We start from the raw sequence: 25987 nt of genomic DNA on the forward strand, positions 1-25987 counted from the left end.
GGCGATGCAGTTCGGACGCACCTACGAGGAGTTCGAGGTCGGTGCGACGTACAAGCACTGGCCGGGCAAGACGGTCACGGAGTACGACGACCACCTCTTCTGCCTCCTCACCATGAACCACCACCCGCTCCACATGGACACGAACTACGCCGAGAAGACGACGGACTTCGGCAAGAACGTGGTGGTCGGCAACTACGTCTACTCGCTCCTGCTCGGCATGTCGGTCCCCGACATCTCCGGCAAGGCGATCGCCAACCTGGAGATCGAGTCGCTCAAGCACGTGGCACCGACCTTCCACGGCGACACGATCTACGGCCAGACGACCGTGCTCGACAAGTGGCCGTCGAAGTCGAAGAACGACCGCGGCATCGTGCACGTCGAGACCAAGGGCTACAAGCAGGACGGCACGCTCGTGTGCGTCTTCCGCCGCAAGGTGATGGTGCCCACCGAGACGTACATCAAGGAGCGCGGCGGCGAGCAGCCCGGCCGGCCCGAGCTGAAGGAACAGGGGAAGTAGATGAGCCGCCTCGCCCAGACCCACGGCCTCACGGACGTCCAGCGGGAGATCCTCTCCACCGTCCGCGACTTCGTGGACAAGGAGATCATCCCGGTCGCCACCGAGCTGGAGCACCGGGACGAGTACCCGCAGGACATCGTCGACGGGCTGAAGGAACTCGGCCTGTTCGGCCTGATGATCCCGGAGGAGTACGGAGGCCTGGGCGAGTCGCTCCTCACCTACGCCCTGTGCGTGGAGGAGATCGCCCGCGGCTGGATGTCGGTGTCCGGCATCATCAACACGCACTTCATCGTGGCGTACATGCTCAAGCAGCACGGCACGCGGGAGCAGAAGGACCACTTCCTGCCCCGGATGGCCGCCGGCGACATCCGGGGCGCCTTCTCCATGTCCGAGCCGGCGCTCGGCTCGGACGTGTCGGCGATCTCCTCGAAGGCGGTGAAGGACGGCGACGAGTACGTCCTGAACGGCCAGAAGATGTGGCTGACGAACGGCGGTACGTCGTCTCTGGTGGCCGTACTGGTGAAGAGTGACGAGGGTCACCCCGAGGGCTCGGCCCCGCACAAGTCGATGACGACCTTCCTGGTGGAGAAGGAGCCCGGGTTCGGCGAGGTCCGTCCCGGCCTCACCATCCCCGGCAAGATCGACAAGATGGGCTACAAGGGCGTCGACACGACCGAGCTCGTCATGGACGACCTGCGCATTCCGGCCGACCGGGTGCTCGGCGGGGTCACCGGCCGAGGTTTTTACCAAATGATGGACGGCGTCGAGGTGGGCCGCGTCAATGTGGCGGCACGTGGCTGCGGGGTCGCTCAGCGTGCCTTCGAGCTCGGCGTCCGGTACGCCCAGCAGCGTCACACTTTCGGCAAGCAGATCGCCCAGCACCAGGCCATCCAGTTCAAGCTCGCGGAGATGGCTACCAAGGTCGAGGCAGCGCATGCGATGATGGTGAACGCTGCACGCAAAAAGGACTCGGGCGAACGAAACGACCTGGAAGCGGGGATGGCCAAGTACCTCGCATCCGAGTATTGCAAGGAGGTCGTGGAGGACGCCTTCCGGATCCACGGCGGGTACGGCTTCTCCAAGGAGTACGAGATCGAGCGCCTCTATCGCGAGGCCCCGATGCTCCTGATCGGTGAAGGCACCGCCGAGATCCAGAAAATGATCATCGGCCGCCGACTGCTCGAAGAGTATCGATTCCAGGGTTAGATGTCCGGATACGGGGTGTTTTCTTGGAGAACAAGGTCACACCCCGTAGGCAGTGTTCGGCCGCCGACTCGGCTTCCTGGCTTACCCAGTTGCGGCAGGAAGCCGCTACGATCGCCGGAAAGCCGCCGTCCCCCGTCAGTGTGCGGCATCATCCGCTACGAAGGTCATCCATGCCCCACAGCCAAACCTCTGCATCTCGCGACAGCCTGGCCGGCGTACGCCTCGCGCGCGGAGCATCGCCGTGGCTTCTGCCGACCGTCGCCACCGCAGCCGTCAGCCTGGTCCGTGCCCGCCGCTCGGGCGTGGCCAAGGCCGTCGCCGTACCCGCCACCGCGCTCGCGGCGGGGATGCTGTGGTTCTTCCGCGACCCCGAGCGCGAGATCACCCGGGGCCGGGTCGTCTCGCCCGCCGACGGAGTGGTGCAGAGCATCATGCCGTGGAAGGACGGTCGCACCCGCGTCGCGATCTTCATGAGCCCGCTCAACGTCCACGTGAACCGCGCCCCGCTGGCGGGCACGGTGACGTCGGTCGAGCACGTTCCCGGTGGCTTCGTTCCCGCCTTCAACAAGGAGAGCGAGAACAACGAGCGGGTCGTGTGGCACTTCGACACCGAGCTGGGCGACATCGAGATGATCCAGATCGCCGGCGCGGTGGCCCGCCGCATCGTCCCCTACGTGCCGCAGGGCACCAAGGTCGAGCAGGGCGAGCGGGTCGGTCTGATCCGCTTCGGCTCGCGCGTCGACCTGTACCTGCCGGAGGGCGTCGAGGTGGATGTCGAGGTGGGCCAGAAGACGGTGGCTGGGGTGACTCGAATTGACCGTGATTGATCCGCAGACCCAGGCCGGATGGGTACCGGAGGCCGACGAGGTGGACGAAGAGGAGGAGATGCCGCTCTCGCTCCGCCTGTCGATAGCGGACACCCTCACCCTCGGCAACGCCACGTGCGGCTTCATGGCGGTGTACTTCACCACCACCGGCATCCTCATCCCGCACCTCACGGGCAGCGAGGAGTCCGGCATGGCCCGCCACAGCGCGGCCACGGCGGTCATCCTGATGCTGTGCGCGGCGGTCTTCGACCTGTTCGACGGCCTGGTCGCCCGCAAGCTGCGCTCGTCCCCCATGGGGGCGGAGCTGGACAACCTGTCCGACCTGATCAGCTTCGGGCTGGCGCCGGCGTACTTCGTCCTCGTCTACGGCATGGTCGCCGACGACGCCTACCAGCGGGTGGCGGCGGTGGGGGCGATCGTGGTGCTGCTGGCGGTGGTGCTGCGGCTTGCCCGGTTCTCCTGCGTCACCGTCAAGGACGGCACCTTCCAGGGCATGCCGTCGCCCTTCGGGGCGCTGACGGTGGTGTCGATCGTGCTGCTGGAGCTGCCCTTCGTGGCGACGCTGCTGGCGATCATCGGTACCGCCTGGCTGATGGTGAGCCGGGTCGAGTACCCGAAGCCGCGGGGGCGTCTCGCGGTGGCGATGCTTTCGTGGATCGTCCTGTCGATGGGGCTGCTGGCCGCGTGGGCGTTCGACGCGCCGAGCGGGCAGCTGCTGCTGCAGACGGGGTGTGCGCTGCAGCTGGTGATGGGGGCGGTGATTCCGCTGTTCGCCACGGCTCGCCGGGTGAACAATTTCCGTGACAACCGGCGGGAGGCGCGGGCGGCGCAGCTGCCGTAGCGCTCCGCTGAGTGGGCCCCGGACCCGGGTAAGGGTTCGGGGCCCTTTCCTTTGTGCGTGCCCGGCGTCGGTGCGGGCCTCGCTGGGGGCTCCGCCCCCAGACCTCCGGGCCTGTGCCCGCCCGCCACACGACTCGGTGGGCCGAGAGGTGCCGTTCAGGTCCGGGGGTGGGACTCCCCTACGCCACGAAGTCCCGCGCGATGCGCTCCGCGACCCGCTCCAGGATCGGCCCCGCGTCCGCGATGCACTTCGCCACGTCCGGCTCCACATCCGTCAGCGGATACGCCCGCCGGATCCCGGCCCGCCCCAGCACCTCCGGCGCCAGCGCCAGCCGCCCGCACACCGCGACGACGTCCTTGCCCGCCGCCCGCGCGGCCGCGGCGACACCCGCCGGTGCCTTGCCGTGCAGGGTCTGCTCGTCCAGCGAGCCCTCGCCCGTGATCACGAGGTCCGCCCGCTCCAGCGCCGGCGCGAAGCCCAGCACGTCCAGCATCACCTCGATGCCGGGGCGGAACCGCGCCCCCAGCAGCATCGCGCCGAACCCGATGCCGCCCGCCGCACCGGCCCCCGCGGAGGCGGCGTACCCGGCGGCCCGCGCGCCCACGGTCTCCGTGCCCTCCAGGACCTTCGCGAAGTGCGCGAGGGCCGCGTCCAGGGCCTCCACGTCCTGCGGCGAGGCGCCCTTCTGCGGGCCGTACACGGCGGGCGCGCCCTTCGGCCCGGTCAGCGGATTGTCGACGTCGCTCGCGAGCACCAGCTCGACGTCGGAAAGCCTCGCGTCCAGGCCCGACAGGTCGGCCGAGGCCACCTCGGCGAGACCGCCCCCGCCCGGGGCGACCGGCTCCCCGTCCCCGTCCAGGAACCGCGCGCCCAGCGCGGACAGCATCCCGGCGCCGCCGTCCGTGGTCGCGCTGCCGCCGACCCCGAACACGATCGTCCGCGCCCCCGCGTCCAGCGCGGCCCGCAGCAGCTCGCCGGAGCCGTACGTGGACGACGTCAGCGGCGCGAGGACACCCTCCGGGAGCCGCTGGAGCCCACTGGCCTCGGCCATCTCCACCACCGCGGTGCCGTCGCGCAGCGCGTAGGCCGCCGTCACCTCGTCACCGAGGGGCCCGGCGACCCGCACCTGGCGGCGCTCGAACCCGGCCGCGACCGCCGCGGCCACCGTGCCGTCACCGCCGTCGGCGACGGGCAGCGCCTCCACGGCGAGGTCCGGCACGACCCGGCGCAGACCGGCCGTCACCCGCTCGGCGACCTCGACGGCCGTCAGCGAACCCTTGAACTTGTCCGCGGCGACGAGCACCCGGCGGGCCCCGTCCACTGCAGCGTCAGCCACCTTGATCTCCCCTTGCTCTCCGAGCCTTGCGCACGTCAAGGCAGTCGCGCCGCTGCGACCTTAACCGGAGGACACCCGCGCCGTCATGCCCCGCCCACCACATGGAACGGCTCGTTACCCTTCATCGATGACCACTCCTGACTACGCCACCTACATCGCCGGCCTCCCCCGCGTCCTGGCGGGCGCCGCCGCGGTCTTCCGGGACGCCGAGGGACGGGTGCTGCTCGTCGAGCCGAACTACCGCGAGGGCTGGACGCTGCCCGGCGGGACGATCGAGTCGGAGGACGGGGAGACACCGCGGCAGGGAGCGCGGCGCGAGACCGCCGAGGAGATCGGGCTGGACGTCCGGCTCGGACGGCTGCTCGTGGTGGACTGGTCGCACGGCCCGGACCGGCCGCCGATCGTGGCGTACCTGTACGACGGCGGCGTCCTGACCGATGACGACCTCAAGGCGATCCGGTTGCAGGAGGAGGAGCTGCTGTCCTGGCGGCTGGTGCCGCGCGAGGAGCTCGGCGACCACCTGCTCGGTTCCCTGCGCGGCCGGGTCCTCGCCGCACTGGACGTGCTGGCGCAGGGGGCGGGCACCGCCGAGCTGGAGAACGGCCGCCGGGTCGACGTGTGACGGCGCGTACCGTGCCGGAACAATCCGCTCGCCCGCCGGACCCGCGCGTCCTACCCTCGACCGCATGACCGGCAAGCCCCTCGTCGCCATCCTCAGCGGTGCCGGCGTCTCGACCGACTCCGGCATCCCCGACTACCGCGGGCCCAAGGGACTGTGGCGGAGCGACCCGGAGGCCGAGAAGCTCGTCACGTACGAGTACTACATGGGCGACCCGGACATCCGGCGCCGCTCCTGGCGGATGCGGCGGGAGTCCGGGGCGCTGCGGGCCGAGCCGAACGCCGCGCACCGCGCGGTGGCCGAGCTGGAGCGGTCCGGGGTGCCGGTGCGGGTGATCACGCAGAACGTGGACGGGCTGCACCAGCTCGCCGGGCTGCCCGCCCGCAAGGTGCTGGAACTGCACGGCACCGCGCGGAGCTGCGTGTGCACCGGCTGCCACGTGCGGGGGCCGATGGAGGACACGCTGGCCCGCCTCGACGCGGGCAAGGACGATCCGCCGTGCCTGGAGTGCGGCGGCATCCTGAAGCCGGCGACCGTGATGTTCGGCGAGCGGCTCGACCCGGCCGTGCTCGCCGAGGCGGTCGCCATCACCAAGGCGTGCCAGGTGTTCGTCGCCGTCGGCACCAGCCTCCAGGTCCAGCCCGCCGCCGGACTGGCCGGCGTGGCCGCCGACCACGGTGCCCGGCTGATCGTCGTCAACGCCGAGCCGACGCCGTACGACGACCTCGCGGACGAGGTCGTCCGGGAGCCCATCGGCACGGCCCTGCCCGCGCTGCTGCGCGGGCTGGTTGCCGGAGAGGACGGGACGGGTGACTGATCACGTGGGCGAGGGGGCGATCCCGGTCCTGCGCGTGGCCGACGCCGCCGCGGCCGTGCGCTGGTACGCGCGGCTGGGCTTCGCCCTGCGGTGGGAGCACCGCTTCGAGCCGGGGCTGCCCGCCTTTGTGGAGGTGGCGCGCGGGCGGGTGCGGCTGTTCCTGTCGGAGCACGCCGGGGACGCCCGGCCGGACACGCTGGTGTATCTGCGGGTGACCGACGTCGACGCGGTCGCCGCCGAGTTCGGCGTGCGGATCGAGGAGGCGCCCTGGGCGCGCGAGGTCGAGTTGCGCGACCCGGACGGCAACCGCCTCCGCGTCGGCACCCCGAGCGGATGAGGTGACCGGCCGTGCCGTCGGAGCTCTCGCCCCGCCTCGCGGCGATCGTGGAGGCGCTGCCGCTGACGCCCGGGGCGCGGGTGCTGGAGATCGGGTGCGGGCCCGGGGCCACCGCGCGGGCCGTCGCCGCGCGGCTGGTGACGGGGCACGTCGTGGCCGTCGACCGTTCGGCGCGGGCGGTCGCGCAGGCACAGGCCGGTTCGGCCCGCGAGATCGCCTCGGGCCGGATGAGTGTGCGGTGCGTCGCGGCGGAGGACTTCGTACGGGAGCCCGGTGAGGGGCCGTTCGACCTGGTGTTCGCCGTCCGCGTCGGGGCGCTCGACGGTCGTCATCCGGAGGCCGGACGGCGCGTGCTGGAGCGGGTCGCAGCCGCGCTGGCGCCGGGCGGCCGGCTGTTCGTCGACGGCGGGGACCCGCTGCGGGAGATCGCCGTCCGGCCCCGCCCGCCCACTGAGCCGGACGGGGCCCTCGGGACGCCTCGTGGCTAGAACAGCGCCGTCCCCCGTTCGAAGTCCAGCAGCCGCCGCTTGCGTTCCAGGCCGCCGCCGTAGCCGGTCAGGCTGCCGCTCGCGCCGATGACGCGATGGCAGGGGACGATGATGCCGATCGGGTTGCGGCCGTTGGCGAGGCCCACCGCGCGGGAGGCGGCCGGGTTGCCGAGGGCGTCGGCGAGTTCGCCGTAGGTGCGGGTCTCGCCGTAGGGGATCTTCCGGAGCTGGTCCCAGACCGTGCGCTGGAACGGGGTGCCGTTGAGGCGCAGGTCGAGGGTGAAGTCCTTCAGTTCGCCGGCGAAGTACGCCGTCAGTTGCTCCTCCGCCTGCGCGAACGGTCCGTCGTCGGCCGGGCCGAAGGTCTCCTCCGGCGGGCGGTGGCGCTGGTCGGTCATGTAGAGGCCGCACAGGGCGCCGTCCTCGGCGACGAGGGTGAGGGCGCCGTAGGGGCTGTCGATCACGGTGTGCTGTTTCACGTCGGTTCCTCGTACGGGCTCGCGGCGGCTTACACGGGCAGGAAGTTGATCGGGTGGTCGTCGGTCGCCCACAGGTACTGGACGGCGTACGCCCGCCAGGGCCGCCAGGCCGCCGCGCGGGCGGTGAGCGCCGCCGGCGTCGAGGGCAGGCCCAGTTGCCCGGCGGCGCGGCGGATGCCGAGGTCGGTGGGGAGGAAGGCGTCGGGGTCGCCGAGGGCGCGCATGGCGATGACGTCGGCGGTCCAGGGACCGAAGCCGGGCAGGGCGAGGAGCTGGGCGCGGGTCTCGGTCCAGTCGGTCTCGACACCCAGGTTGAGCGAGCCGTCGGCCAGGTGGGAGACGAGGGTGGTGAGGGTCGTGCGGCGGCTGCGGGGCATGGCCAGGGCCTCGGGGTCCACCGAGGCCAGCGCCGCCGGTGACGGGAAGAGGTGGGTCAGGCCGCCCTCGGGGTCGTCGACCGGGTCGCCGTGTGCGGTGACCAGGCGGGCGGCGTGGGTGCGGGCGGCGGCGGTGGAGACCTGCTGGCCGAGCACGGCCCGTACGGCGAACTCCGCCTCGTCGACCGTGCGCGGCACGCGCCGTCCGGGGGCCTTGTCGACGAGGGGCGCGAGCAGCGGGTCGGCGCGCAGCTGGCCGTCGATGGCCGTCGGGTCGGCGTCCAGGTCGAGCAGGCGGCGGCAGCGGCTGATGGCGACGGTCAGGTCGCGCGGGTCGCTGAGGGTGAGGCGGCAGGCGATGTGGTCGGGGGTCGGGGTGAGGGCCACGATGCCGTGACCGTACGGGAGGCGCAGGGTGCGCCGGTACGCGCCGCCCCTCCACTCCTCCACACCGGGCACGGCGGTGGCGGCGAGGTGGCCGAAGAGGTTGTCGGGGTTGAGGGGGGTGCGGAAGGGGAGCCGGAGGGTCAGTGTGCCGGGCGCGTGGTCTGCGGGCCGGCTCTTCGGGGCGCGGGTGCGCAGTTCGCTCGGCGAGAGGGCGTAGACCTCGCGGACCGTGTCGTTGAAGGTGCGGACGGAGGAGAAGCCGGCCGCGAAGGCGATGTCCGCCATCGGCAGCGTGGTGGTCTCGATGAGCAGCCGGGCGGTCTGGGCGCGCTGGGCGCGGGCGAGGGCGAGCGGGCCCGCGCCCAGTTCGGCGAGGAGCTGGCGCTCGACCTGCCGGGTGCTGTAGCCGAGGCGGGCGGCGAGGCCGGGCACGCCCTCGCGGTCCACGACGCCGTCGGCGATCAGGCGCATGGCGCGGGCGGTGAGGTCGGCGCGCTCGTTCCACTGCGGGGAGCCGGGGCTGGTGTCCGGGCGGCAGCGCTTGCACGCCCGGAACCCGGCCTGCTGGCAGGCCGCCGCGCTCGGGTAGAAGGTCATGTTGGCGGGCTTGGGCGGCACCACCGGGCAGCTGGGCCGGCAGTAGATGCGGGTCGTCAGTACGGCGGTGAAGAACCAGCCGTCGAACCGCGCGTCCTTCGACCGCACGGCGCGCACGCAGCGCTCGGTGTCGGTGTGCATTCCCGTCTGCATGGGTCCAGGATGGCCCACCGGCCGGGTGAGGGCTGGCGGGTATCCGACATGGACGTCACGCTTCCAGGGCTCCCGCGGATCGCCCGGGCCGCCAGGCCGACTCGCGCAGCAGCCGCAGCCCGTTGAGGCCGACCAGCACGGTCGATCCCTCGTGGCCGGCGACGCCGAGCGGCAGCGGGAGGTGTCCGATCAGGTCCCACAGGACGAGGACGGTGATGAACGTACCGGCGATGACCAGGTTCTGGACGACCAGTCTGCGCGCACGGCGGGAGAGGTCCACGACGGCGGGTACGGCCGTCAGCTCGTCGCGCACCACGACCGCGTCCGCCGTCTCCAGGGCGAGGTCGGAGCCGGCCCGGCCCATGGCGACGCCGGCGTGCGCGGCGGCGAGGGCGGGTGCGTCGTTGACGCCGTCGCCGACGAAGAGCACCCTGCGGCCGGTCCGCTCCAGTTCCCGTACGGCCTCGACCTTGCCCTCGGGCAGCAGGCCGGCGCGGACGTCCGTGATGCCGGTCGCGTCGGCGACGCGGGCGGCGGCGGGCGCGTTGTCGCCCGTGAGGAGGGTGGGAGGGGTGCCGGTGAGGGCGGTGAGCGCGGCGGTGGCCCCGGCGGCGTCGGCGCGCAGGCGGTCGGTGAGGGCGAGGGTGCCCACCGGGGTGCCGTCGCGGGTGACCTGGACGGCGGTCTCGGCGCCCTCGGGGGCCTCGGCGCGGCCGACGCGCACCTCGTGGCCGTCGACGACGGCGGTGACGCCGCGGCCCGGGGTCGCCGTGAAGTCCTCGGCGGGGGCGACGGGCAGGTCACGGGCGCGGGCGGCGGCCACGATCGCGCGGGCCAGCGGGTGCTCGCTGGGGTGCTCGGCCGCCGCGGCGAGGGCGAGGAGGGCGTCCTCGTCCAGGCCGGTGCCGGGCAGCGGGCGTACGGCGGTGACCTCGGGGGTGCCTTCGGTGAGGGTGCCGGTCTTGTCGAGGGCGGCGGCGTCGGTCTCGCCGAGGCGTTCCATCGCGACCGCCGATTTCACCAGGACGCCGTGCCGGCCGGCGTTGGCGATGGCGGAGAGCAGGGGCGGCATGGTCGCGAGGACGACCGCGCAGGGGGACGCGACGATCATGAAGGTCATCGCGCGCAGCAGGGCGTTCGTGAGGTCTGCCCCGAAGGCGAGCGGGATGCCGAAGACCGCGAGGGTGGCGGCGACGATGCCGACCGCGTAGCGCTGCTCGATCTTCTCGATGAACAGCTGCGTCGGCGCCTTGGTGCGGGACGCCTCCTCGACGAGGGTGACGATGCGGGCGATGACCGAGTCGGCGGGGTCGCGGTCGACGCGGACACGCAGGGAACCGGTGCCGTTGAGGGTGCCGGCGAAGACGTCGTCGCCGGAGCGCTTGAGGACGGGGACGGACTCGCCGGTGATGGTGGCCTGGTCGACCTCGCCCTCGCCGGCGAGGACCGTGCCGTCGGCGCCGATCCGCTCCCCCGGCCTGACCAGGAGGACGTCGCCCACGGCGAGGTCGGCGGTGGGGACGGTCTCCTCGCGCTCGCCCGTCACCCGGGTCGCCGTGGTGGGCGCGAGGTCGAGCAGGCCGCGCACGGAGTCGGCGGTGCGCGCGGTGGCCAGGGCTTCCAGGGCGCCGGAGGTGGCGAAGATGACGATCAGCAGGGCTCCGTCGAGGACCTGTCCGATGGAGGCCGCGCCGAGCGCCGCGACGATCATCAGCAGGTCGACGTCCAGGGTCTTCTCGCGCAGCGCCCGCAGGCCCTCCAGGGCGGGCTCCCAGCCGCCGGCGGCGTAGGCGACCGCGTACAGCGGTCCGTACGTCCAGGCGGAGGCGCCGCCGAGGTCGAGGGGCAGCGCGAGCAGGAACGCGACGAGCGAGACGAGCGCCCAGCGGGCCTCGGGCAGGGCGAGGACGCGGGTGCGGCGGCGGGGCGCCCGGCTGACGGGCGCGGGGGCGGGTGCGGGGGCGAGCGTGGTGGACACGCGGCACACCATACAGGAACAGATGAAGACTCATTCATGCGTTCATGTGTGGTGAGTAGGATGAGCGCATGGGTCACGGAGCCGCCACCACCGCGCAGGACGCCGCCGCACGCGTGCGGCTGGACGCGGACAACGTCGCCAAGGTCGCCACCACGCTCCAGGCCCTGTCCACGCCCTCCCGGCTGCTGATCCTGGCCCGCCTGCGCGAAGGCCCGCTGCCCGCGACCGAGTTGGCGGCGGAGGTCGGGATGGAGCAGTCTGCCTGCTCGCACCAGTTGCGGCTGCTGCGCAACCTCGGCCTGGTGGTGGGTGAGCGGCGCGGCCGTTCGGTGGTGTACGCGCTGCACGACGACCATGTCGCCGGGCTGCTCGACCAGGCCGTGTACCACGTGGAGCACCTGCGGCTGGGGATCAGCGACGCGGCGGAGTGAGCAGCTCCCCCATGGTCTCGGCCGCGCGCACGGCGGCGTCGGCGCAGCAGTTGTTGAAGAGCACGTGCAGCTCGTCAGTCTGTTCGGCGGCGCGTCGCAAGCGGGGCACCCGGGCGCCCAGTTCGGCGGCTGAGTAGTCGTACCGGAAGCGGTCCTCCTTGGTCCCCCTGCCCCACGCCGGGCTGCGCCCGTGGAAGCGGACCACGGCGAGGGACCGCCGGGTGACCGGCGCGACGGGCGGCAGCGACGACGGCAGCCCCTGGGCCATGTCGGTGCCGACGGCCGAGACGCCCAGTGCGCACAGCAGGGCATGGGTGGTGTCCGCCCGTTCCGCCTCCCACCACCCGGGGTGCCGGAACTCCACGGCGATCGGCCAGCCCTCCGTGCGCCCGGCGCACGCTTCGAGCGCCGCCTCGGCCGGGGAACCCGGTGCGAACCACGGCGGGAACTGGAACAGCACGGTGCCGAGCCGCCCGTCCTTGCGCAGCGGCTCGACCGCCTCGGCGAAACGTCCCCACACCTCGTCCAGCAGGCCGTCACCCGCCTGCCCGCGCCGCAGCCGGCCCAAGTCGGCCCCGCGCAGGTCGGCGGGGAGCGCCTCGGGGCGGGTGGGGTGGCCGGTCAGCAGGGAGAAGGCCTTGACGTCGAAGCGGAAGCCCTCGGGGGTGCGCTCCAGCCACAGTTCGCTGTTGCGCCGGCTCGGCAGCGCGTAGTACCCGGCGTCCACCTCGACGACGGGCAGCCGTGAGGCGTAGTGCCGCAATCGCCCCTCGGCGTCCCGCCGTCCGCGCGGGTACCAGCCGCTCGCGACAAGTTGCCGGTCCGTCCAGGAACACGCTCCGACCAGTACGTCACCCATGAGGGCCCGGTTACCCGGGCCCCGGGCCGACGGAACCGCTATTCGGTCGCCGTGGGCCGCCGCGAGGCCGCCATCGCCTCCTTGACGTCCGTCAGCGGGCGCAGCCGGTAGGTATAGGAGTAGTCCCGGTCGGCGAAGAGCTTGAACTCGTCGTGCGTGTGCGCGCCCCAGCTGTTGTCACCGCCCACCCCCATCTGCCGGTGGCTGAGCCGCAGTACGACCGCGTCCCTCGGCGTGAGCTGGTAGTCGTGCCGCACCCCGCCGGACAGGTCCTCCGGGGTGAAGTGCGAGGCGTTGACCTCCAGCAGCGGCTCACCGGAGGCGAGCAGGCCCACGCCGTGCCGGTCGGTGAGGGCGACCCAGCGGACGTCGGTCTTGTTGCCGTTCTCCTGCGGGCGGATGTAGGGCGTCCACTGCTCGGCGACGGTCCCGGAGTGGAGGCCTACGTCGGTCCCGGTGTTGCGGTCCCAGTGGTTCTCCTCGGGCCCGCGGCCGTACCAGTGCATCCGGTCCAGACCGCGCGGCAGGAACAGCATCGTCCCGACCTCGGGGAGGTAGGGCAGGCTCGCGGCGCCGGGGCGCAGGGTGTTGCCGACCTTGATCTCGCCGTTGCCGAACACCGTGTACGTGGTGGTGTACGCCGACTCCACCGTGGTGGGCAGGGTGCCCTCGACCTTGATCTCGACCGCCCGGTCGTCCAGGGCCCGCACGGTGACGTCCGTGACCCGGCGCCGGGTGCCCGCGTCGCGCCAGGTCCGGTTGCGGGTGTGCTGACCGTTGCCGCGGTCGTTGTCGGTGGGCGCCCGCCAGAAGTTGGGCACCGGGCCGGAGGTGATCAGCCGCCTGCCGTGCGCCTCGTACGAGGTGATGGTGCCGGTGCGCTTGTGGACGGTGACCGAGAAGTCGCGGCCGTCGACGTCGACCTCGTCGTCGCGCTCCCGGTGGCGCAGGGACGGCACCCGGTCCAGGGGCACGGGGGTCACGGCGGGGACGTCCGTGTCGAGGGCGAGCTGCTGCCGGGCGACCTCGAAGCCCGCCTTCGCCCAGGGGGTGTCGTCCTTGGTGGTGAAGGACAGCTCCAGGAAGTACTCGGTGCCCGGCGCCGGGTCGCCCGGCAGCCGTACGGGCAGGGTGACGTCCTTCCGGGACAGCGGCTCCACGTCCAGCTGGTCGCGGGTGAGCCGCCCGCGCCGCACGGACTTGCCGTCGGCGACGAGTTCCCAGTGGCCGTCGAACTCGCGGAGGTTGGTGAACAGGTACTCGTTGACGAGGGTGACCGCGCCCGCGCCGCCGGACCGCCGCTCGACGCCGACCGCCTGGTACACGCGCTTGACCTCGGCGGCCTTGCCGGTGTGGCCGCGGTCGGCGAGGACGACGCCGTCGGCGACGAAGTTGCCGTCGTTGGGGTTGTCGCCCCAGTCGCCGCCGTACGCGAGGAAGTTCTTCTCCTTCGTCCGCTTCCTCTCGACCTCGACGGTCTCCGCGTCGAACCAGAACCGCACCCCGTCGTCGTCGGGCTCCCGGTCCGCGTCGGCCAGTTCGCCGGCGGTCAGCGCGCGGGCGTAGACGCGGGCCCGGCGGATGGTGCCGCTGAACTCGCGGACCTGGTTGTCCGAGTCGGTCGCCAGGGACAGGGAGGCCGTGTTGCTGGCGGGCCGCCTGTCGGTGGTACGGGTCGCCCGGCGTTCGCCGTCGACGTACAGGGTGAGGGTGCCGGAGTCCGCGTCGAAGACGCCCGCGACGTGGTGTTCGCGGCCGGTCCAGTCGTCGGGCACGGTCCAGGTGGCGGTGATCCACTGGCCGCCGGAGTGGATGAAGAACTCCAGGGTGCGGTCGTTCTGCTTCAGGGCGTACTGCGTGTCGCCCTTGGCGATGATCGGCTGGTGGTAGCCGGTGAAGTGCGGGGTGGCCCAGGCCTCCAGGGTCAGCGAGCCGGTGAGGTCCAGGCTCTCGTCGCGGGCGAAGACCGTGCCGCCGGACAGGCCCCTGCCGCGCTCGAACGTGCCGGAGGCGGCGAGGATCTCACCGCGCAGCCCGGCGGGCCCCTCCTCGGTCAGCAGGGTGCGCCGCGGGACGGGCCAGGTCAGCGACTGGTCGACGAAGTCCCAGATCCAGCCGCCCTGGAGCACGTCGTAGCGGCGGATCAGGTCCCAGTACTTCTTGAAGTTGCCGTTGGAGTTCCCCATCGCGTGGGCGTACTCGATCATCACGTACGGCCGCGTGTCGGAGGTGTCCCCGGCCCGCTGCTCGACGCGCTGCGGGCTGTCGTACATCTCGGAGCGGATGTCGCTGACGCCCGGGCGGTCGTCGCCCTCGTACTGGATGACGCGGGTCGGGTCGTAGGAGCGGATCCAGTCGTGCATGGCGGTGAAGGTGGAGCCGCCGCCCGCCTCGTTGCCCAGCGACCAGATGACGACCGAGGCGTGGTTCTTGTCCCGGTGGACCATGTTCTGAGCGCGGGCCACGCAGGCCTTCGTCCACTCCGGGTGGTCGCCGGGGTACTCGTCGCGGATGCCGTGGGTCTCCAGATTGGTCTCGTCGACGAGGTAGAGGCCGTACGCGTCGGCGAGCTCGTACCACAGCGGGTTGTTCGGGTAGTGGGAGGTGCGGACGCTGTTCATGTTCAGCCGCTTGATGATCTCGATGTCCTCGATCATGTCCTCGCGGGTGAGCGCGATGCCGCGGTCCGGGTGCATCTCGTGGCGGTTGGTGCCGCGCAAGGAGACGGGTTTGCCGTTGATCCGCATCAGCCCGTCCTTCAGGGCGAACTCGCGGATGCCGACCCGGTGGGACAGGGTCTCGATCACCTTGCCGGCCGGGTCGCGCAGGCGCAGGACGGCCGTGTAGAGGTGCGGGTGCTCCGCCGACCACAGCTTCGGCTCCGGCACGGCTTTCGCCGCCCGTACGGTGACGTCCTGGCCGGCGCCCGCCCCGGTGAGGTCGGCGGGCTGCTCCAGCGGCCGGGACCAGACGGCGTGGCCGCGGGCGTCGTACAGCTGGGTCTCGACGGTGTACCGCCCGGCGTCCTGCACCGCGTCACCGTAGGCCCGCACGCTCGCGGTGACCGCCAGCTCGGCGGCCGTGTACGTGCCGTTCAGCGGGGTGTCCAGCTTGAAGTCGCGCAGGTGCACGGCCGGGGTGGAGTAGAGGTGGACCGAGCGGAAGATGCCGCTCAGCCGGATCATGTCCTGGTCCTCCAGCCAGTCGCCGTCGGCGTACCGGTAGACCTCCACGGCGATCTGGTTGGTGCCGGGCTTCAGGTGGTCGGTGATGTCGTACTCGGACGGGGTGAACGAGTCCTCGTCATAGCCGACCAGCTCGCCGTTGATCCACACGTAGTGGGCGGACTTGACGCCCTCGAAGTGGAGGAAGGTGCGGCGGCCCTTCCAGCCGCGGGGCACGGTGAACGTGCGCCGGTACTGGCCGACCGGGCTGTAGCGGGTCGGTGCGGCGGGCGGCTGCGGGTCCTCGCCGCGGCCGTTGGGACCCCAGTACGGGTAGGTGATGTTGAGGTAGATCGGGTAGTCGTGGCCGTGCAGCTGCCAGACGGACGGCACGGGGATGGTCCCCCAGTCGCCGTCGTCCAGGTCGGTGCGGTGGAAGTCGGCGTCCCGGTCCTCGGGGCGGTCGGCGTAGGCGAACTTCCACTTGCCGTCGAGGCTGAGCCGGTACGGCGAGCGGGTGCGGTCGGCGGCGAGGGCCTGCCGCACGTCGGCGTACGGCATGAGCGTGGTGTGCGGCGGCTCGGTGCCGACGCGGAAGACGCCGAAGTCGTTCCACTCCGGGGTCCCCTCGGCCGCCGCCCGCCGGCCGGCCGCCCGGGTCGCGACGGGGGCTGCGGACAGGGCGAACGCGCCGAGGACGGCGGCACCGCCCTCCAGGAGGCGGCGGCGGCTGACGAGCGGCCGGGGGCGGGGGGCCGGGAGTCCGGCGGGTGACACGGGCGAGTGCGGCATGACCGTGGCCTTCCGTGGGCTCAGGGGGCGGCTCAACGCACGGTGCTGTGAGAGCAGTTGGCATGGGGATGGTTCACAACTGCCGGTGACGCAGCGGCTACTGAGTCAGGCACACCCTAGGACCCGAACACAACCGAATCAATTACCCCGTCGGACTTTGTTGGTTCCTGATGGGGGGTCGGCGTTCAGGCGTCCTGGACGCCGGGCACGCCCGCCTCGATCACGAACGACTTGTCGGTGCGGACCGGGGCGCCGGGCCGGGTGACGTAGTCGACCACGCGGTAGTCGGCCGTGTACTGCCGCTTGGAGACGGAGCAGCGGACGTAGCCCCGGCGGCTGCTGTAGTACTTGGTGTGCGGGTTCTCGTCCCAGTACACCTGGCCGGGGTCGTGGGTGGCCGAGCCGTCGCCGCCCGAGGTGATCGAGGTGGTGACGAACTCGCTGCCCAGCAGCCGGGTCTCGGGGCGCTCGAAGTCGCGGCGCAGGTCGTTGGTCCAGTTGTTGTGCACGTCGCCGGTGAGGACCACGAAGTTGTCGATCCGGCGTTCGTCGACGTAGCCGAGGACCCGGTCGCGGGAGGCACGGTAGCCGTCCCAGCCGTCGTTGTAGCCGCCGTCGTCCGGGCCGGCGACGGCGTCCCAGTTGGCGAAGTAGATCTGCTGCGGGACCACGTTCCAGGTGGAGCGCGACCGGGCGAGGCTCCGCTCCAGCCAGGCGTGCTGCTCGTCGCCGAGGATGGTGGCCTTCGGGTCCCACTGGTCCGGGCCGGAGACCTGCCACTTGTCGCCATAGGGCTGGTTGGTGCGGTACTGGCGGGTGTCCAGCACGCTGAAGGTCGCGGTGGACCCGTACTCCAGGCGCCGGTACAGCGGCAGCGCCGTGTCCACCGGCTTGCGGAAGCGGCGCAGCGGCATGTGCTCCCAGTACGCCTGGTAGGCGGCCCGGCGGCGGGCGGCGAAGTGCGCGGTGGTGTCGTTGCCCTGGCCGGCGTCGTTGTTCTCCGGGCTCAGGTCGGCGTAGTTGTTGTCGGTCTCGTGGTCGTCCCAGGTGACGACGAAGGGTGCGGTGGCGTGCAGCAGCCTGAGGTCGGGGTCGGTCTTGTACTGGGCGTGGCGCGCGCGGTACTCGGCGAGGGTGTTCATCTCGTCGCCGTGGTGGGTGCGCACCTTGCCGTTGACGCCGGCGGCGTACTCGTAGAGGTAGTCGCCGAGGTGGAAGACCACGTCGGGGCGCTCCTCGGCCATGTGCCGGTACGCCGTGAAGTGACCCTGTTCCCAGTTGGCGCAGGAGGCGAAGGCGAAGTCGACGGTGGGCGAGGTGCCGGGGGCCGGTGCGGTGCGGGTGCGGCCGACGGGCGAGAGGGCGTTTCCGACGCGGAAGCGGTAGTAGTACTCGTGGTGCGGGCGCAGGCCCCGTACGTCGGCGTGGACGGTGTGCGCCTCGGCGGGCACGGCGTGCTCGACGCCGCGCCGGACGACCTTGCGGAACCGCTCGTCGAGAGCGATCTCCCAGCGCACGGCGACGGGACGCCGGGGCATGCCGCCGTCCTCGTCGAGCGGCCTGGGGGCGAGGCGGGTCCACAGCACCACGCCGTCGGGGAGCGGGTCGCCGGATGCTACGCCGAGCTGGAACGGGTCGCCGGGGACGCGTCCCGGTGCGGCGGAAGCGACGGGCGCGGCACCGGTGCCGAGCAGCACCGCACCGGCGCCGGCGGCACCCGCGATGCCGAGGAAGCCCCTTCTCTTCAACGAGTTCGGGGAGCTGGTGCGCGGCGGGGTCATCGAACCTCCAGTGGACGGACGGCCGGACGACAACCAGGCAAACGGCGCCGGGTGAACCCCGGCTGCTGTGCTCGTGGACCGCGCTTGACCGATGCATGACGAGCGGAGGCTCGGATTCGGGCTCAGGGGCGGGTCAGGGGAGCGTCAGGGTGCCCCACTCGGCGGTGCGGTCGCACCAGCGGTCGAGGAGGACGCGGTCGTGGCCGACGGCGAGCAGTCCCGCGCCGGTCTCGGCGCGGTAGTCCTCCACGGCGCGGACCAGCGCGGCGGTGGTCGAGGCGTCGAGCATCGCCGTCATCTCGTCGCACACCAGCCAGCGCGGGCGCAGCACGAGGGCGCGGGCGAGACAGGCGCGCTGCAACTGGCCGTCGCTGACCTCGTGCGGGCGCCTGCCGAGGAGGTCGGCGGTGAGCCCCACGGTGGCGGCGAGTTCGGCGACCCGGCCGGCGGCCTCCTCGCGCCGGCCGGTGGCCCGCAGCGGCTCGGCGATCAGGTCGGTGAGCGTGAGGCGGGGGTCGGCGGAGAGCCTCGCCTGCTGGAAGACGACGCCGAAGGCGGTGCGCTGGGCACGCGGGGCGCGGTAGCGCCAGCGGCGCACGGGGGTGCCGTCGACCACCAGGGCACCGGAGTCGGGGTGGTGCAGCAGGGCCGCGACGCGGGCGAGGGTGGACTTGCCGCAGCCGCTGGGGCCGAGCAGCCCGACGGCCTCGCCAGGCTCGACGGACAGGGACACGTCCCGGAACACGGGGTTGTTCCGTGCGTATCCGGCGGTGATGGCGTTCAGTTCAAGCACGGTCGGCGGCCTCCGTGAGCGCGGCGTGCGGGTGGTGGCAGGCGACCGTGGCGGTCAGCGGGGGCAGCGCGGCGCAGGCGTCGGTGGCGCGGTCGCAGCGGGCGGCGAAGGCGCAGCCGTCGGGAAGGGCGCCGAGTTCCGGCGGCAGGCCGGGGATGGGGGTGAAGGCGCGGTCGGGCAGGGCGTCGAGCAGACCCCGGCTGTAGGGGTGGCGGGGGCCGGGGGTGCCGAAGAAGTCGGCCGCGTCGGCGAGTTCGACGATGCGGCCGGCGTACATCACGGCGATCCGGTCGGCGATGCGTTCGGCGGCGGCGAGGTCGTGGGTGATCATCAGCAGGGCACGGCTCTGGTCATCCGTCTTCTTGTCGACATGTCGCCTCAGCTCGTCGACGGTGCGGTCCACCAGGTCCCGGTCGAGTCCGGTGGTCGGTTCGTCGGCGAGCAGCAGCGGGGCGTCGCCGACGAGGGCCAGGGCGGTGGCGGCGCGCTGGGCAAGGCCGCCGGAGAGTTCGTGCGGGTGGTGGCCGAGGTGGTCCACCGGGAAGGCGGCGCGCTCGGCGGCGGCCTCGGCGGCGGCCCGCAGGGCGCCGCGGCCGCGGACGCCGGTGAGCTCCGCGACCGTCTCCTCCAGTTGGGAGCGGACGGTGCGCACGGGGGTGAGGTGGGCGGCCGGGCTCTGCGGGACGAGGCCGATCAGCCGGCCCCGTACGGTGCGGGCGAAGGTGCGCTCGTCGGCGGTGAGCAGGTCGAGGTCGCCGAGGTGGGCTGCGCCCGCGGTCCGGGCGTTGCCGGGCAGCAGGCCCAGCAGGGCGGAGGCGAGGACGGACTTGCCGCAGCCGCTCTCGCCGATCAGGGCCAGGCACTCGCCGGCCGCCACGTCGAAGTGCGCGTCGGTGACGGCGGCGACGGAGCGCCCGCCCGGCATCAGGAAGCGCACCGACAGACCGCGCACCGACAGCACGGGGGCTCGCTCGGTCACAGCATCAGCTCCGATCGGCGACGGGGGTTGATCCGCTCCCGCCAGGCGCCCGCGAGACCGGCGACGGCGAGGGTGGGGACGATGAGGAACAGGCCCGGGAAGAGGGTCGGCCACCACTGCCCGGCGAGCAGCGAACCGCGCGCCTCCTGGATGAGGTTGCCGAGGCTCGCGGTGTGGGTGGGCAGGCCGAGCCCGAGGAAGGACAGCGCCGACTCGTGCCACATGGCGTGCGGCACCATCAGTACGGCGGCCAGCGCGGCCTGGGGCAGCACGCCCGGCAGCAGGTGCCGTACGGCCACCCGCCACCGGGAGGCGCCGCCCGAGACGGCCGCGTCGACGTAGGGGCGCGAGCGCAGGGACAGCACCTCGGCGCGGACGATGCGGGCGGTGGAGAGCCAGTGGGTGAGGGCCACGGAGATCACCACCGGCCACACGCCCGGCCGGAACATCGCGACGATGAAGATGCCGAGGAGCAGGTGGGGCACGGAGGAGATGGTGTCGACGACCCGCATGACGGCGCGGTCGACCCAGCCGCCCAGCGCCCCCGCGGTGGCGCCCACGGCGGTGCCGACGACCGTCGCCGTCAGGGCCGCGGCGACCCCGACGAGCAGCGAGACGCGCAGGCCGTAGACGCAGCGCAGCAGCAGGTCCCGGCCGACGTCGTCGGTGCCGAAGGGATGGGCCCAGCTGGGCGCCTGGAGCTTGGCGGCGAGGTCGACGGCCTGCTGGTCGAGCTGCGCCAGCGGCGGCACGAGCAGCACGGCGAGGACCGTCAGGGTGAGCACGGCGGCGGAAAAGCGCAGGCGCAGGGTGCGGGTGGAGCGCCGGTCGGTGCCGTGGGCGCGCCACACGGTGCCGGTCTTCTCGGCCTTCTGCGCGGCGATGTCAGCCATGGGAGTCACATTTCACTGAGCTTCACCCTCGGGTCGAACAGTCCGTAGAGCAGGTCGGCGAGCAGGTTGCCGGCGAGGACGGCGGCGGTGGCGAGGACGGTCAGGGCGGCCAGCAGCGGGAAGTCGACGGCGGTGGCCGCCTCGACGGTGGCCGCGGCGATGCCCGGCCAGCTGAAGACGGTCTCCACCAGCAGGGCCCCGGTGATGAGTTCGGGGACGCGGGAGCCGATCAGGGTGAGCACCGGCAGCAGCCCGGAGCGCAGGGCGTGCCCGAACAGGACGGTGCCCTCTCCGATGCCGCGGGCCCGCGCGCCGCGCACCGGGTCCTCGGCGAGGGCGTCGCCGACCCCTTGGCGCACGTAGAGCGTGAACCACGGCAGTTGGGACACGGCCAGCACGCCGGCGGGCAGCACGATGTGGCTCGCGACCTGTCCCGGGGTGACCTGTTCGCTGGCCGTGTCCGTGAGTCCGCCCGCCGGCAGGACGTCCCACTGCAGGGCGAACAGCCACACCGCGAGCAGCGCGATCCAGAAGACCGGTGCCGCCTCCAGGACGTACGCGAGGGAGGTGACCGCCCGGTCGAGCATCGAGCCGGGGCGGCGGGCGGCCAGCACACCGAGGAGCGTGCCGGCCAGGACGGCGACAGCGAAGGCGACGGCGCACAGCAGCGCGGACCAGACGAGCCGTTCACCGATCACCTCGGCCACCGGCTGGCGCATCACCGGGGAGTGGCCGAGGTCGCCGGTGAGGGCGGCGGTCAGCCAGTCCCACCAGCGCACGACGAACGACTGGTCCACGCCGAGGTTGTCGCGCAGCCGGTCCAGGGTCTCCTGGTCGGCGCCGAGCGCGGCGGTGCCGGCGTAGGCCTTGACGGGGTCGAACGGGGAGGCGGCGGCGATGGCGAAGACGCCGAAGGTGACCACGAGGACGACGGGGACCGCGAACAGCGCCCGCCGCCCCGCCAGCCGTGCCATCGCTCCCCAGGGCAGCCTGCGGGCGGATCGGGTCACTTCTTCGGCTGCCAGTCCTCGATGTTCCACCAGGGACCGCTGGCGAAGCCGTGTTCGTGCGGCTCCAGCTGCGTGGTCAGCCCGTCCCAGCGGTCGGCGAGGACGTAGAGGTGGTCGATGTGGGTGAGGAAGGTGTAGCCGGGGTCGTCGACCAGGGCCTGCTGGATCTTGTCGTACGCGGCCGCGCGCTGCTCCGGGTCCTGGCTGCGGCGGCCGGCGTCCAGCGCCTCGTCCACCGCCGGGTTGTCGTAGCCGGCCATGTTGTTGAAGCCGTCGCCCGCCAGGGAGGAGTGCAGCAGGGTGTAGAGGCCGAAGTCCGGGTCGCCGACGCTGCCGAAACCCGCGAGGACGGCGTCGTTCTTCATCCGCGGCTCGATGACCTCCCAGGTGGCGCCCTCCACCTTCACCTCGATGCCGGCCTTCTTGGCGTCGGAGGCGTAGGCGAGGGCGTGGTCCTGGCGGACCTTGTCGCCCGAGGGGTAGTAGAGGGTGAAGGAGGCCCGCTGTCCGTCCTTGGCGCGGACGCCGTCGGAGCCTGCCTTCCAGCCGGCCTCGTCCAGGATGCGCTTGGCCTCGGCGAGGTCGTGCGGGCGCTCGATGCCGCGCTCGTACCAGGGGTCGTCGACGGGCAGCGGTCCGTACGCCGGCCGGCCGGCGCCGTCGAGGATCTTGTCGACCATGGCCTGGCGGTCCACGGCCGCGTCCAGGGCCCGCCGGATCGCGCGGTCGCCGGTGACCTTGCCGGCGGTGGGCAGGGTGACGGCCCGGAAGTCGTACGACCGCGCCCGGTAGGTGCGCCTGCCGTCGTCCTTGTCGAAGGTGGCGGCGAGGTTGGGCGGCAGGACGGCGCCGTCGAGGTCGCCGGAACGCAGCCGGGTGGCGCGCACGTTGTCGTCGGCGATGATCGCCATGGTGAACGACTTCACCGCGGGCTTGCCGCCCCAGTAGTGCGGGTTGGCCTTGAAGGTGAGCTTCTCGCCCTTGCTCCAGTCGGCGAGGACGTACGGCCCGGTGCCGACCGGCTCGGTGTTGAAGTCACCGGTGTTGGGGTCCTGACCGCCCGCGACGTGCTCGGGGACGATGGGCAGCACCGTGCGGGCGGCGAAGGCCGCGTACGGGTACTTGAGGGAGAAGACGACGGTGTCGTCGCCCTCGGCGCGGACCTCCTTGACGGCGTCCAGCTCGCTGCGGGCGGTGTTGTTGGTCTTCTCGTCGAGGACGGTGCGGTACGTGTAGACCACGTCCTGGGCCGTCAGCGGTTCGCCGTCGCTGAACTTCACGCCGTCGCGCAGGGTGTACGTGTACGTCCTGCCGCCGTCGGAGATCTCCGGCAGCGCGGTCGCGAGCGCGGGCTTCAGTTTCAGGTCGGTGTCGCGGGCCAGCAGCCCGTCGAAGATCTTGGAGTTTCCGTCCTTGCCGTAGCCGAGCAGCGGGCTGAGGGTGTCCGGCTCGGAGGCCACCCCGATCACCACGGACTCGGCCGCCTTGGCGTCGCCGCCCGCCCCGCCGCCCCCGGGCGCGGAGCAGGCGGTGACGCCCGCGGCAAACGCCGCCACGGCGGCGGCACTTCGTATCCGACGGGTTGCCATGTCTCCCCCACGCTTGTTGTTGGTGCGGGGTTATTGCACATCAGTCGCAAGAGAAGCGTCAAGCCAGGTGGGGAAGCGTGCGGGGCGTACGGGCACCTCGCCCCCCCTACAACTGGTCCCCCACGCGGGCCGGTTCCGGCGGATGCGGCCCGCCGCCGTCCTTTATGTCGTCTTCGCAGGTCTGACCGGCGTAGAACCGGCCATTGGGGACGAACAGCACTCCGGCGCCCCGCTCAGGGTGCTCGACGGCGAGCCAGTCCTCGCCCCTGAGGTCACCCTCCGGTCCGAACGCCATGGCCGCATCGACCGTCTGGCACCCCAACGCCACGCGCCCCGGTCGCACGGTTCCCGCCGCTCGGACGCCTGCCGCCGCACCGGCGGCCCCCTCCTCGCGCGTGGGGACACCCTGGAGCCAGTACCGCAAGCCCTTGACCTGGCCGTACGCTTCGTCGGCGGTCGGCCATGCGAACGGCACCCGCGCGGCGAGGATGCGCAGCAGGGACCTTCGCTGCTCCTGGTGGTGGTTGTCGAAGGGCAGCAGCAGCGGGGTGACGGGTGCAGCACGGTGGTGGGAGCACAGCAGGCTGGCGTCGCGCGCGCAGGCCCGCGAGCACCTGACGAGTAGGCGCTGTTCGGCGGAACACGGCCGAAGTGGATCGGCGCACCGGGGCCCCACGCAGCCGCAGCAGCCGCTTTTCCGCGGGCAGACGGAAACTGCCCGGTATTCGCACGTGATCGGTAAGCGTTTCGTAAGGGATCAACCCCTGTGCGCACCGGCAGCGTTGCTGAAGGCTGGGGTCATGCGACGGAGATCTCGATTCCTTGCCCTGCTCACGGTGGCGTCGGCGACGCTCGCCACGGCCCCGGCCGCTCACGCGGCGCTCCCGGTGCCCTCGGACGTCACGACGTACACGTACGTCGACCTCGGAGTGCTGGGCACCAACAGGTACGGCGTCAGTATCAGTGTCGGCGTGGACGTCAACGACTCACGACAGGCCATCGGCCATTCCACCACCGCGGGGCCGTCCCGCCACGGGTTCACGTGGAAGGCCGGGACCATGAGCGACCTCGCACCGATCCTGGACGATCCGTACGCCGGAAGTTCCGCCAACGGCCTCAATGACGCCGGCCACGTCGTCGGACACACGAGCGTCACCTCCACCGACCCGTCCCACGCGTTCCTCCGCCGCGACGGCTCGACGATCGACCTGGGGACGGGGTACGGGCCGGGCAGCATGAGCAGTGCGGAGGACATCAACTCCGCCGGCCAGGTCGTCGGGGTCCGGTCGGCTGCCCCGGAGGCGCCCCGGCGGGCGGTCCTCTGGGAGAACGGGACCATACGTGACCTCGGCACTCTCGGCGGCCGGACCGGGAGTCCCTACGACACGGAGAGCGTCGCCTACGCCGTCAACGACGGCGGCCAGGTCGTCGGGGCGGCGCTGCCGGAGTCCGGGCACCCGCTGCACGGCTTCGTGTGGGAGAACGGCGTCATGCGGGACCTCGGGACCCTGGGGGGCAACGCTGAGGCCACCGAGGCGCGTGACATCAACACCGCCGGTCAGATCGTCGGCAACTCCCAGACCGTTGACGGCCGCATGCACGCTTTTCTGTGGAAGGAGGGCGTGATGCGTGACCTGGGGGCGCTCGGCGGCAAGGAGAACAGCAGTTACGCCTTCGGGATCAACGACCGCGGCCAGGTGGTCGGCCAGTCCGGGCAGACGCTCACGGGCCCGGCGCGGGCGTTCCTGTGGAACGGCGACAGGATGATCGACCTGAACGAGCGGGTGGCGAACCTGCCCACCGGTGTCCTGCTGAGTGACGCACGGGCGATCAGCAACGACGGAACCGTCGTCGGGACCACGTGCAGCCATAACTGCCCCTCCGACAAGACGGCTCCGGTACGCGCCTTCATGCTGGTGCCCAATGACTGACTCAGCACCTCACGCGTCTGATCCCCCGCCAGGAGGATCTACTCGGCCTCGGGCCAGGTAGTGCAGCCGGGCGATGCCGAGCACGGCCTGGTGAACTCGTCGCGATGGACAGCGTTCCCTGCCTGCTGCGATGGGCTGAGGTGGCTCCGGCCTCGTCGTTTGCGGTGCGGGACGTGGCGACCAGTGCCTCGGTAGCCGCCGTCGACGAGGGCCGGGGCGCCCGGGCAGGCCCGGCCGCGCCAGAGGCCCGCCTGCGGGCCGTGGAACGGCGGCGGACGTCGGCCTCGGTGAGCCGCCGCTCCACCCCGAACCGGTGGTCGTGCTGGTCCAGGCACACTCCGCCGCCGCCCGGCCGTGATGCCGTCAGGCACGGGCCTGACGTCTCCTCAGTGCGTCTTCCCGATCGTCAGCGCTCGTGCCCGCTCTCCGCCGTTCTCCGGGTGGATTCGCTCGGCCAGGCAGTGCCGGTGGGAAACGAGGGTGTGGCTTCCCGGGCCGTCGTTGCTCCGCGAGTCCAGGACGAGGGCGTCTCCGCCTGGGCTCAACGTGACGGGTTCGCCACAGAAGTCACAGCTCCAGACGAACGACTCCAGGTCGGCAGCCCGGATGCTGAGCCGTACCGATACCGGCGGGTGCCAGCGGCCGATCTGCTCGATCACCGCGTCGATCTGTGAACCGGTGGGCGGAAAGAGCGCGAGCAGTTCGTCGTAACTGCTCGTGGTCCGGGAGAACTGCTGGATCATGTCGACAGAGGCCGACAGACCGGCGTTCTCGTAACCGACGATTTCAACGGTCACACCCCATGG

24 protein-coding genes and 1 pseudogene are annotated in these 25987 nt (G+C 72.3%); 10 read left to right on the forward strand and 15 right to left on the reverse strand.

Annotated elements, in window-relative coordinates; translation table 11 throughout:
• The first annotated feature begins 4 nt into the window (after positions 1 to 4).
• From ACFW47_RS16020 to pssA, 4 genes are all read left to right on the forward strand, one after another.
• Positions 5 to 517, forward strand: a complete 513-nt coding sequence (locus ACFW47_RS16020) for a MaoC family dehydratase (protein ID WP_073730559.1) — start codon at positions 5 to 7, stop codon at positions 515 to 517.
• Positions 518 to 1723, forward strand: a complete 1206-nt coding sequence (locus ACFW47_RS16025) for an acyl-CoA dehydrogenase family protein (protein ID WP_386287519.1) — start codon at positions 518 to 520, stop codon at positions 1721 to 1723.
• Between the two features lie 170 nt (positions 1724 to 1893).
• The gene (locus ACFW47_RS16030) at positions 1894 to 2550 is read left to right on the forward strand and encodes a phosphatidylserine decarboxylase (RefSeq protein ID WP_383421876.1); all 657 of its coding nucleotides are present in this window, start codon (positions 1894 to 1896) and stop codon (positions 2548 to 2550) included.
• A gap of 58 nt (positions 2551 to 2608) precedes the next feature.
• Positions 2609 to 3391: a CDP-diacylglycerol--serine O-phosphatidyltransferase gene (gene pssA, locus ACFW47_RS16035; protein WP_386287559.1), complete on the forward strand. Its 783-nt coding sequence runs from the start codon at positions 2609 to 2611 to the stop codon at positions 3389 to 3391.
• Positions 3392 to 3569: 178 nt separating this feature from the next.
• On the opposite strand, the gene ACFW47_RS16040 is transcribed toward pssA, so the two are convergent.
• The gene (locus tag ACFW47_RS16040; RefSeq protein ID WP_386287557.1) at positions 3570 to 4712 is read right to left on the reverse strand and encodes a glycerate kinase; all 1143 of its coding nucleotides are present in this window, start codon (positions 4710 to 4712) and stop codon (positions 3570 to 3572) included.
• 142 nt (positions 4713 to 4854) lie between these two features.
• Here ACFW47_RS16040 and ACFW47_RS16045 point away from each other — a divergent pair, with 142 nt between their 5' ends.
• From ACFW47_RS16045 to ACFW47_RS16060, 4 genes are all read left to right on the forward strand, one after another.
• A complete protein-coding gene (locus tag ACFW47_RS16045) occupies positions 4855 to 5349 on the forward strand; it encodes an NUDIX domain-containing protein (RefSeq protein WP_386306071.1) in 495 nt (164 codons plus the stop codon).
• Positions 5350 to 5413: 64 nt separating this feature from the next.
• A complete protein-coding gene (locus ACFW47_RS16050) occupies positions 5414 to 6163 on the forward strand; it encodes an NAD-dependent deacetylase (RefSeq protein ID WP_386306072.1) in 750 nt (249 codons plus the stop codon).
• Between the two features lie 4 nt (positions 6164 to 6167).
• Complete coding sequence (locus ACFW47_RS16055) at positions 6168 to 6500, forward strand: glyoxalase superfamily protein (protein ID WP_386306113.1); 333 nt, start codon at positions 6168 to 6170, stop codon at positions 6498 to 6500.
• 11 nt (positions 6501 to 6511) lie between these two features.
• Positions 6512 to 6988: an SAM-dependent methyltransferase gene (locus ACFW47_RS16060; RefSeq protein ID WP_386287515.1), complete on the forward strand. Its 477-nt coding sequence runs from the start codon at positions 6512 to 6514 to the stop codon at positions 6986 to 6988.
• Here the strand turns inward: ACFW47_RS16060 and ACFW47_RS16065 are convergent.
• The 3 genes from ACFW47_RS16065 to ACFW47_RS16075 are packed head-to-tail and all read right to left on the reverse strand — an operon-like array spanning position 6985 to position 10971.
• Complete coding sequence (locus ACFW47_RS16065) at positions 6985 to 7467, reverse strand: methylated-DNA--[protein]-cysteine S-methyltransferase (RefSeq protein ID WP_386306073.1); 483 nt, start codon at positions 7465 to 7467, stop codon at positions 6985 to 6987. The genes ACFW47_RS16060 and ACFW47_RS16065 overlap by 4 nt on opposite strands.
• A 29-nt stretch (positions 7468 to 7496) precedes the next feature.
• Positions 7497 to 8981: an AlkA N-terminal domain-containing protein gene (locus ACFW47_RS16070; protein WP_386306074.1), complete on the reverse strand. Its 1485-nt coding sequence runs from the start codon at positions 8979 to 8981 to the stop codon at positions 7497 to 7499.
• 55 nt (positions 8982 to 9036) lie between these two features.
• Positions 9037 to 10971, reverse strand: coding sequence for a heavy metal translocating P-type ATPase (locus tag ACFW47_RS16075; RefSeq protein WP_386306075.1), 1935 nt, complete (start codon positions 10969 to 10971; stop codon positions 9037 to 9039).
• Positions 10972 to 11027: 56 nt separating this feature from the next.
• Between ACFW47_RS16075 and ACFW47_RS16080 the strand changes: the two genes are divergently transcribed.
• Positions 11028 to 11390 carry a metalloregulator ArsR/SmtB family transcription factor gene (locus ACFW47_RS16080; RefSeq protein WP_019328613.1) on the forward strand — a complete coding sequence of 121 codons (363 nt, stop codon included), beginning with the start codon at positions 11028 to 11030 and terminating at the stop codon, positions 11388 to 11390.
• Here ACFW47_RS16080 and ACFW47_RS16085 read toward each other — a convergent pair.
• From ACFW47_RS16085 to ACFW47_RS16125, 9 genes are all read right to left on the reverse strand, one after another.
• On the reverse strand, positions 11371 to 12249 hold the full coding sequence (locus ACFW47_RS16085; RefSeq protein ID WP_386287507.1) for a DUF72 domain-containing protein: 879 nt from the start codon (positions 12247 to 12249) through the stop codon (positions 11371 to 11373). The genes ACFW47_RS16080 and ACFW47_RS16085 overlap by 20 nt on opposite strands.
• Positions 12250 to 12287: 38 nt before the next feature.
• Entirely contained in the window at positions 12288 to 16205 is a 3918-nt protein-coding gene (locus ACFW47_RS16090; RefSeq protein ID WP_386306076.1) for a glycoside hydrolase family 2 TIM barrel-domain containing protein, read from the reverse strand.
• Positions 16206 to 16390: 185 nt separating this feature from the next.
• Complete coding sequence (locus tag ACFW47_RS16095; RefSeq protein ID WP_386287503.1) at positions 16391 to 17986, reverse strand: alkaline phosphatase D family protein; 1596 nt, start codon at positions 17984 to 17986, stop codon at positions 16391 to 16393.
• Positions 17987 to 18119: 133 nt separating this feature from the next.
• Positions 18120 to 18779 carry an ABC transporter ATP-binding protein gene (locus ACFW47_RS16100; RefSeq protein ID WP_386306077.1) on the reverse strand — a complete coding sequence of 220 codons (660 nt, stop codon included), beginning with the start codon at positions 18777 to 18779 and terminating at the stop codon, positions 18120 to 18122.
• Complete coding sequence (locus ACFW47_RS16105) at positions 18772 to 19758, reverse strand: ABC transporter ATP-binding protein (RefSeq protein WP_386306078.1); 987 nt, start codon at positions 19756 to 19758, stop codon at positions 18772 to 18774. The genes ACFW47_RS16100 and ACFW47_RS16105 overlap by 8 nt, the downstream gene beginning before the upstream one ends.
• Positions 19755 to 20651 (reverse strand): ABC transporter permease, encoded by an 897-nt coding sequence (locus tag ACFW47_RS16110; protein WP_386287498.1) that lies wholly within the window; start codon positions 20649 to 20651, stop codon positions 19755 to 19757. Before ACFW47_RS16110 ends, ACFW47_RS16105 begins: the two co-directional genes overlap by 4 nt.
• 5 nt (positions 20652 to 20656) lie before the next feature.
• Positions 20657 to 21625, reverse strand: a complete 969-nt coding sequence (locus ACFW47_RS16115) for an ABC transporter permease (protein ID WP_386306114.1) — start codon at positions 21623 to 21625, stop codon at positions 20657 to 20659.
• 32 nt (positions 21626 to 21657) lie between these two features.
• A complete protein-coding gene (locus ACFW47_RS16120) occupies positions 21658 to 23250 on the reverse strand; it encodes an ABC transporter substrate-binding protein (protein ID WP_386306079.1) in 1593 nt (530 codons plus the stop codon).
• Positions 23251 to 23356: 106 nt separating this feature from the next.
• Positions 23357 to 23545: a hypothetical protein gene (locus ACFW47_RS16125; protein ID WP_386306115.1), complete on the reverse strand. Its 189-nt coding sequence runs from the start codon at positions 23543 to 23545 to the stop codon at positions 23357 to 23359.
• Positions 23546 to 24050: 505 nt separating this feature from the next.
• Here ACFW47_RS16125 and ACFW47_RS16130 point away from each other — a divergent pair.
• Complete coding sequence (locus ACFW47_RS16130) at positions 24051 to 25181, forward strand: hypothetical protein (protein WP_386306080.1); 1131 nt, start codon at positions 24051 to 24053, stop codon at positions 25179 to 25181.
• Positions 25182 to 25190: 9 nt separating this feature from the next.
• Here the strand turns inward: ACFW47_RS16130 and ACFW47_RS16135 are convergent.
• Positions 25191 to 25414, reverse strand: a pseudogene (locus tag ACFW47_RS16135) (hypothetical protein); the annotation flags it as partial.
• Between the two features lie 153 nt (positions 25415 to 25567).
• Entirely contained in the window at positions 25568 to 25978 is a 411-nt protein-coding gene (locus tag ACFW47_RS16140; RefSeq protein ID WP_386287494.1) for a hypothetical protein, read from the reverse strand.
• Between the last annotated feature and the right edge of the window lie 9 nt (positions 25979 to 25987).

Origin of the sequence: Streptomyces sp. NPDC058796, assembly GCF_042745235.1 — a bacterium.
In the GTDB taxonomy this organism is placed as follows: Bacteria; Actinomycetota; Actinomycetes; order Streptomycetales; family Streptomycetaceae; genus Streptomyces.

Bases quoted from the DNA above. Each gene is read 5' to 3' on its own strand.
- ACFW47_RS16070 (WP_386306074.1), bottom strand. From the start codon at position 8,981: ATGCAGACGGGAATGCACACCGACACCGAGCGCTGCGTGCGCGCCGTG.
- ACFW47_RS16025 (WP_386287519.1), top strand. From the start codon at position 518: ATGAGCCGCCTCGCCCAGACCCACGGCCTCACGGACGTCCAGCGGGAG.
- ACFW47_RS16110 (WP_386287498.1), bottom strand. From the start codon at position 20,651: ATGGCTGACATCGCCGCGCAGAAGGCCGAGAAGACCGGCACCGTGTGG.
- ACFW47_RS16050 (WP_386306072.1), top strand. From the start codon at position 5,414: ATGACCGGCAAGCCCCTCGTCGCCATCCTCAGCGGTGCCGGCGTCTCG.
- pssA (WP_386287559.1), top strand. From the start codon at position 2,609: ATGCCGCTCTCGCTCCGCCTGTCGATAGCGGACACCCTCACCCTCGGC.
- ACFW47_RS16130 (WP_386306080.1), top strand. From the start codon at position 24,051: ATGCGACGGAGATCTCGATTCCTTGCCCTGCTCACGGTGGCGTCGGCG.
- ACFW47_RS16125 (WP_386306115.1), bottom strand. From the start codon at position 23,545: ATGGCGTTCGGACCGGAGGGTGACCTCAGGGGCGAGGACTGGCTCGCC.
- ACFW47_RS16080 (WP_019328613.1), top strand. From the start codon at position 11,028: ATGGGTCACGGAGCCGCCACCACCGCGCAGGACGCCGCCGCACGCGTG.
- ACFW47_RS16120 (WP_386306079.1), bottom strand. From the start codon at position 23,250: ATGGCAACCCGTCGGATACGAAGTGCCGCCGCCGTGGCGGCGTTTGCC.
- ACFW47_RS16075 (WP_386306075.1), bottom strand. From the start codon at position 10,971: ATGGTGTGCCGCGTGTCCACCACGCTCGCCCCCGCACCCGCCCCCGCG.
- ACFW47_RS16020 (WP_073730559.1), top strand. From the start codon at position 5: ATGCAGTTCGGACGCACCTACGAGGAGTTCGAGGTCGGTGCGACGTAC.
- ACFW47_RS16030 (WP_383421876.1), top strand. From the start codon at position 1,894: ATGCCCCACAGCCAAACCTCTGCATCTCGCGACAGCCTGGCCGGCGTA.
- ACFW47_RS16095 (WP_386287503.1), bottom strand. From the start codon at position 17,986: ATGACCCCGCCGCGCACCAGCTCCCCGAACTCGTTGAAGAGAAGGGGC.
- ACFW47_RS16085 (WP_386287507.1), bottom strand. From the start codon at position 12,249: ATGGGTGACGTACTGGTCGGAGCGTGTTCCTGGACGGACCGGCAACTT.
- ACFW47_RS16115 (WP_386306114.1), bottom strand. From the start codon at position 21,625: ATGGCACGGCTGGCGGGGCGGCGGGCGCTGTTCGCGGTCCCCGTCGTC.
- ACFW47_RS16045 (WP_386306071.1), top strand. From the start codon at position 4,855: ATGACCACTCCTGACTACGCCACCTACATCGCCGGCCTCCCCCGCGTC.
- ACFW47_RS16090 (WP_386306076.1), bottom strand. From the start codon at position 16,205: ATGCCGCACTCGCCCGTGTCACCCGCCGGACTCCCGGCCCCCCGCCCC.